The following is a 1,899-nucleotide window of genomic DNA, read 5'->3' as shown; positions in this document are numbered from 1 at the left end:
CTCTTCTAAATTGTATTCTTTCATGCAATAATAATCTGAGGCAACGCAAATATAACGCATTTATGCGCATAAAAATTGCATAGGATGTTTATATTTTACAAACTAACGGTTATAGAAAAATGATAAATTTGATAATCAAAGCTGTAGTGATGAATTAAAGCTGAATTACGATAACGAAGCGCCCTGAAGTATGGAAAACAAAATCGTATTATTATTGTATCGCTTTATTCAATTGAACAACTACTCAATTGATTTGAAAACACTTCAGTTGCAATTTTTAAGTCATGCTGACTATCCAAGTTTTAGAGCGATTTCTGATACGCTTGATTATTTCAACATTCAAAATATTGCAGCCCAAATACCTGTTGAAGCATTTGACGAACTGCCCTTTCCGTTAATTGCGATTCTAAACAACGAAGACTATTCTAAAATAACAGTTGTAGAAAAAAAATCGGACAATAATTTTGTAGCAACGGATGAGAAACTAACAAGAAAAAAGTTGACAAAAGCGGAGCTGTTAAGGGTGTGGTCTGGCTTTATCATTGCCGCCGAGTATTCCACTGAAAAAGTACGAAAAACCGATAGATATTCCATCTCGATTATTACGTTGGTTACACTTTTAAGTGTTTTTACTTTATTCGTTGAGTATCAAAACTGGGTTCATTTAACTTATTTGTTAAGTTCAATAGTTGGATGCGGTATAAGCTGGCTCATATTTAAGGAAAAGCTAGGCGAAAAAAGCTTGCTTGTTGACAAAGTTTGTGGATTGACGAATAAAAAAGATGGATGTGCAGGAATTATTAATGACAAATCATCAAATTTAATTTTTGGACTTACTTTCTCTGATGCCAGCATGATTTATTTCTCTTGGATAACGTTAACTTTGGTAATGTTTGGGTACAACGCACTAGCTGCGTTGGTTTTAGGAATTTTCGGACTTTTTGTAAGTATTTATTCTTGGTATTTGCAAGGAAAGGTTTTAAAAAGCTGGTGTTCATTGTGTTTGGGAATTAGCAGTATTTTAATTTTTCAATTCATCACATCAATTATAATGTACAGATCTCCTGATTTTTCGTTGGCTCATTTTCTTCAAATCGGAGTTGTTTTTATATTAGTAGGCATTGCGTGGTATTACTTTTCTACTCAAACATTCCTACAAAAAGACTACAACTACCTTGAAATCTCAGCTACTAAATTTAAAAGAAACCAATCTATGTTTGAAATGCTTTTAAATAAGCGTTCGTTAAAACAGCCGCTATCTATGCTCGACGACAGCGTGCGATTTCGTTTTGGCTCAACTGATCCCAAAATTGTAATAACAGCAGTAACAAATCCTCTATGTGGCTTTTGTGTTGAGACTTTTCAATCATACGAAAAAATGCTTTCAAAGTATTCTTTTTTACAATTGAACCTAATATTTAGTGTACCCAATATTCAACCAGATAATCCTGGAGTAGTTGTTTTGCGAAATGTTATTGAGATTTATAAACTAGATGGTAAGGAATCTTCACTTAAATCTCTTTCAGATTGGTTTATGTTAAGAGATTTGAATATTTGGTTAAAAAATTATAGTAGAACATTTAAAATGGATTCCATAAAAGAAGTTGTTCTTCACCACGGAAGTTGGATAGAAGAAAACGAGATAACGGGTACTCCTACAACGATAATTAACAATCATTTTTATCCTACTGAATATAAATTATCTGATTTTGATTTTTTTATTACTGAGATAAAGGACAGCGAAGAACATTCTAAAGCGGTTGTAGCGGTCTAAAAATATTCTTGCAAGAGTGGTCAGAAACGCAACTGACTTGAAATTATTGCGGTAAAACAAATTTACATTTTATACGTTATGTTAGAAAACATTAAGAATTTAGAAAATGTGCAGCTTTTAAGCAA

General features: G+C 32.3%; 1 protein-coding gene. It reads left to right on the top strand.

All coding sequences use genetic code 11. The annotated features are described in order from the left end of the window. Positions 1 to 190: 190 nt before the first annotated feature. On the top strand, positions 191 to 1,774 hold the full coding sequence (locus tag CHX27_RS01170; protein WP_094484946.1) for a cysteine peptidase family C39 domain-containing protein: 1,584 nt from the start codon (positions 191 to 193) through the stop codon (positions 1,772 to 1,774). Positions 1,775 to 1,899: the final 125 nt, after the last annotated feature.

The sequence above is a fragment of the Flavobacterium aurantiibacter genome, assembly GCF_002251775.1.
GTDB lineage: Bacteria > Bacteroidota > Bacteroidia > Flavobacteriales > Flavobacteriaceae > Flavobacterium > Flavobacterium aurantiibacter.
This window is presented reverse-complemented; position numbering and strand designations above follow the sequence as displayed.

What these genes read in the sequence shown, in the direction of transcription:
- CHX27_RS01170 (WP_094484946.1), top strand. Translation starts at nt 191, where the DNA reads ATGGAAAACAAAATCGTATTATTATTGTATCGCTTTATTCAATTGAAC.